At 69.7% G+C, this 4,482-nt stretch carries 4 protein-coding genes; 3 read left to right on the plus strand and 1 reads right to left on the minus strand.

The window, feature by feature from the left end; genetic code table 11:
• Nucleotides 1-34: 34 nt before the first annotated feature.
• The gene (gene lpdA / locus ACFVJS_RS26430) at nt 35-1,438 is read right to left on the minus strand and encodes a dihydrolipoyl dehydrogenase (protein ID WP_378886535.1); all 1,404 of its coding nucleotides are present in this window, start codon (nt 1,436-1,438) and stop codon (nt 35-37) included.
• A 72-nt stretch (nt 1,439-1,510) separates the two neighbouring features.
• Here lpdA and ACFVJS_RS26435 point away from each other — a divergent pair, with 72 nt between their 5' ends.
• The 3 genes from ACFVJS_RS26435 to ACFVJS_RS26445 are packed head-to-tail and all read left to right on the plus strand — an operon-like array spanning nt 1,511 to nt 4,464.
• Nucleotides 1,511-1,963 carry a gamma-glutamylcyclotransferase family protein gene (locus ACFVJS_RS26435; protein WP_378886536.1) on the plus strand — a complete coding sequence of 151 codons (453 nt, stop codon included), beginning with the start codon at nt 1,511-1,513 and terminating at the stop codon, nt 1,961-1,963.
• A 19-nt stretch (nt 1,964-1,982) separates the two neighbouring features.
• Nucleotides 1,983-2,780 (plus strand): purine-nucleoside phosphorylase, encoded by a 798-nt coding sequence (locus ACFVJS_RS26440; protein ID WP_165111835.1) that lies wholly within the window; start codon nt 1,983-1,985, stop codon nt 2,778-2,780.
• A 34-nt stretch (nt 2,781-2,814) separates the two neighbouring features.
• The gene (locus tag ACFVJS_RS26445) at nt 2,815-4,464 is read left to right on the plus strand and encodes a phospho-sugar mutase (protein WP_378886537.1); all 1,650 of its coding nucleotides are present in this window, start codon (nt 2,815-2,817) and stop codon (nt 4,462-4,464) included.
• The last annotated feature ends 18 nt before the right edge of the window (nt 4,465-4,482 follow it).

The following is a 4,482-nucleotide window of genomic DNA, read 5'->3' on the forward strand; positions in this document are numbered from 1 at the left end:
GCGGTCGTGCGGATCCGGGCCTCGCTGCGTGAGATCAGAAGTTGATCATGTGACCCGCGATGCCGTGGACGGCCTCCTTGACCGCCTCGGAGAGGGTCGGGTGGGCGAAGATGTTGCGCGAGATCTCGTCGGCGGTGAGGTCCCACTGCTGGGCCAGGGTCAGCGCCGGGAGCTGCTCGGTGACGTCGGGGCCGATCATGTGGGCGCCGAGGAGCTCGTTGTGCTCGGCGTCGGCGACGATCTTCACGAAGCCGACCGCGTCGCCCAGGCCCTGGGCCTTGCCGTTGGCCGAGAACGGGAAGGACGCGACCTTGACGTCGTAGCCCTTCTCCTTGGCCTGCGCCTCGGAGTAGCCGAAGGACGCGATCTGCGGCTGGCAGAAGGTCGCCCGCGGGACCATGTCGAAGTTGATCTCCATGGTCTCGGCGCCGGCGATGGTCTCGGCGGCGACGATGCCCATGGCCTCGGCCACGTGGGCGAGCATGAACTTCCCGGTGCAGTCACCGATGGCGTACACGTTCTCGATGTTGGTGCGACCGCGGCCGTCGATCGCGATGGCCTTGCGGTCGGTGAGCTCGACGCCGACGTTCTCCAGGCCGTAGCCCTCCACCCGCGGCGCGAAGCCGAAGGCGGCCAGGAACTTGTCGGCCTCGAGGACGGTCTCCTCGCCACCGCCGGCCGGCGCGACGGTCACCTTCACGCCCGAGCCGGTGTCCTCGACGCCCTTGACGGCGGTCGAGGTCAGAACCTTGACGCCCAGCTTCTTGTAGTGCTTGGCCAGCTCCTTGGACACGTCGGCGTCCTCGGTGGGCACCATCCGGTCGAGGAACTCCACGATGGTGACGTCGACGCCGAAGTTCTTCAGGACGTAGGCGAACTCCACGCCGATCGCGCCGGAGCCGCCGATCACGATGGACTTCGGGAGGTTGGCGTCGAGGATCTGCTCCTCGTAGGTGACGATGTTCTGGCCGTTCGGCACGACGCCCGGGACGCTGCGGACCGTGGCGCCGGTGGCGATGATCAGGTTGTCGAAGGTGTAGTCGGTGTTGGCACCGTCCTTCGCGACCGTGATCGACTTCGGGCCGGTCAGGGTGCCCCAGCCGTCGATCTCGGTGATCTTGTTCTTCTTCATCAGGAAGTGGACGCCCTTGACGATCCCGGCGCTCACCTGGCGGGAGCGCGCGTGGGTCGGCCCGAAGGACATCGTGGCGTCACCCTCGATCCCGAACTTCTGCTTCTCCTTCGGGTCGTTGAGGGTGTGGGCCAGCTCCGCGTTCTTCAGCAGCGCCTTGGACGGGATGCACCCGACGTTGAGGCAGACACCGCCCCAGTACTTGTCTTCGACGACGGCGACGGACTTGCCGAGCTGAGCGGCACGGATGGCGGCGACGTAGCCACCGGGGCCAGCGCCGAGGACGAGAACATCAAAGTGGGTCACGGCTACCAGAGTAGACCGCCATTAGCAGATAGATCCCAAGCGGGTGAGGACTGGGCGGTAACCTCGTGACCTGTGACTCTCTACGCGGCCTATGGCGTCAATCTCGACCCCGCGCTGATGAGCGAGCGGTGCCCGCATTCGCCGTTGCGTACGACCGGCTGGCTGGACGGTTGGCGGCTCACCTTCGGGGGCGAGGACAACGTGCTCGGCGACGGCCCGACGACCACGATCGTCCCGGACCCGTTCGAGCAGGTCTTCGTCGCGGTCTACGACGTCGTCGACCAGGACATGGAGGCCCTGGAGAAGTGGGAGCTGGCCGACATCGGCCTCTACTTCAAGACCAAGGTGCGCATCTCCGCGCTCGCCGGCGAGCTGCTCTGCGAGACCTATGTGCTGGACACGTACGAGGGTGGCATCCCGGACGCCCGCCACCTCGGGGCGCTGGCCGATGCCGCCGAGGCCGCCGGAGCGCCCGCCGACTACGTGCACGCGCTGCGTACGCGTCCGTGCCGGTCCAACGACTGACCGGGTCTAAACTCGGCGAGTGACCACGCCTTACGAACTCGCCAAGGAAGCCGCCGCCGCGCTCGCGGAGAAGACCGGCGTCGAGAAGCACGACATCGCGCTGGTGCTGGGCTCGGGCTGGCTGCCCGCCGTCGACGCGCTCGGCGAGGACTACACCGAGATCGCCACCACCGACCTGCCCGGCTTCAGCGCCGCCGCGGTCGCCGGTCACAGCGGCAAGATCCGCTCGATCCGCTCGGCTTCCGGGCAGAACCTGCTGGTCTTCCTGAGCCGCACGCACTACTACGAGGGCAAGGGCGTCGCCGCCGTGGTCCACCCGGTCCGCACCGCGGCCGCGGCCGGCTGCGAGACCATCGTGCTCACCAACGGCTGCGGCGGGCTCAACCCGTCCTGGTCGCCGGGCACCCCTGTCCTGATCCGCGACCACATCAACCTCACCGCGACGTCCCCGCTGGTCGGGGCCAACTTCGTCGACCTCACCGACCTCTACTCCGCGCGGCTGCGCGGCCTCGCCAAGGAGGTCGACGCCACGCTGGACGAGGGCGTGTACGTCCAGTTCCCCGGCCCCCACTACGAGACCCCGGCCGAGGTGAAGATGGCCGGGATCCTCGGCGGCGACCTGGTCGGCATGTCGACCACCCTCGAGGCGATCGCGGCCCGCGAGGCCGGCATGGAGATCCTCGGGATCTCGCTGGTCACCAACCTGGCCGCCGGCATCTCCGACCAGCCGCTCGACCACGCCGAGGTCCTCGAGGCCGGCCGCAACGCAGCGACGCGGATGGGCGCACTTCTCGGCGACCTGTTGCCCAAGATCTGAGCCTCCGGGCACCCGATGACCTAGGGTCGGATCCATGGTTCCCCCCGATCGATCCGCGCTCGTCGTCCTGGCCCGGGAATGGCTCGCCGACGACCCCGACGCCCAGACCCGGGCGGAGCTCGAGAGCCTGCTGTCCTCGACCGACCCGAGCGCGGTCGCCGAGCTGGCCGACCGGTTCTCGGGCACCCTGCAGTTTGGGACCGCCGGGCTGCGCGGCGCGCTGGGGGCCGGGCCCAACCGGATGAACCGGGTGGTCGTGATCAAGGCCGCCGCGGGCCTGGCCCGCTACCTGCTCGCCACCGGCGCGCAAGGCCCGGTGGTGATCGGCTACGACGCCCGGCACAACTCCGACGTCTTCGCCCAGGACACCGCCGAGGTGATGACCGGCGCGGGCCTGCATGCTCTGGTGATGCCGCGCTCGCTGCCGACCCCGGTGCTGGCCTACGCGGTCAAGGCCCTGGACGCCAGCGCCGGCGTGATGGTGACCGCGAGCCACAACCCGCCGCAGGACAACGGCTACAAGGTCTACCTCGGTGACGGGTCGCAGATCGTGCCGCCGGCCGACGTCGAGATCGCCAGGCGGATCGCGGCGGTCGACAAGGTGAGCTCGGTCCCGCAGGGGCCGGCCGGCCAGACGATCAGCGAGGACCTGGTCGACAGCTACCTCGACACGGTCGTCGGACTCCTCGAGGAGGGCGGCCCACGTGACCTCCGGACGGTCTACACACCGCTGCACGGTGTCGGCGGCGATCTGGTGCACCTGGCGATGAAGTTCGCCGGCTTCCCCGACCCGGTCGTGGTCAAGGAGCAGGAGCGCCCCGACCCCGACTTCCCGACCGTCGCCTTCCCCAACCCTGAGGAGCCCGGGGCGATGGACCGGGCGATGGCGCTGGCCGGCAAGAAGGGGGCCGACCTGGTCATCGCCAACGACCCCGACGCCGACCGCTGCGCCGCCGCGATCCCGGTCGGCAAGAAGTGGCGGATGCTGACCGGTGACGAGGTCGGTGCGCTGCTGGCGACCCACCTGATCGACAAGGGCGTGACCGGGACGTACGCCGCCTCGATCGTCTCCTCCTCGCTGCTCGGCAAAATCGCCACCGCCGCCGGACAGGACTACGCCGAGACGCTCACCGGCTTCAAGTGGATCTCGCGCGCACCGGGGCTCGCCTTCGGTTACGAAGAGGCGCTGGGCTACTGCGTCGACCCCGAGCACGTACGCGACAAGGACGGCATCTCGGCGCTGCTGCTCCTGTGCGAGCTGGCGGCGTCACTGAAGGCGGAGGGCCGCACCCTGGCCGACCTGCTCGACGAGATCGCGGTCGACCACGGTCTGCACGCCACCAGCCAGCTCTCCATCCGGCTCGAGGACCCTGCCCAGATCGCGGGCGCGATGCAGCGTCTCCGCGACCGGCCGGTGACCGCGCTCGCCGGGGCCGCCGTGCAGCAGCTCGACGACCTCACCACCGGGATCGGCGGCCTCCCGCCGACCGACGGCATCCGCTACCAGCTCGCCGGCGGGTCGCGGGTGATCGTGCGGCCCAGCGGCACCGAGCCCAAGATCAAGTGCTACCTCGAGGTCGTCCAGCCGGTCGCCGACGTTTCGGAGGTGGCCGAGGCACGCGCCGAGGCCGAGGTCTCGCTCGGTGCGCTCAAGGTCGACATCCGCGCGGCCCTCGGGGTCTAGGGACTGTCGGGTCGGCTC

Origin of the sequence: Nocardioides sp. NPDC057772 (assembly GCF_042798075.1) — a bacterium.
Classification (GTDB): domain Bacteria; phylum Actinomycetota; class Actinomycetes; order Propionibacteriales; family Nocardioidaceae; genus Nocardioides.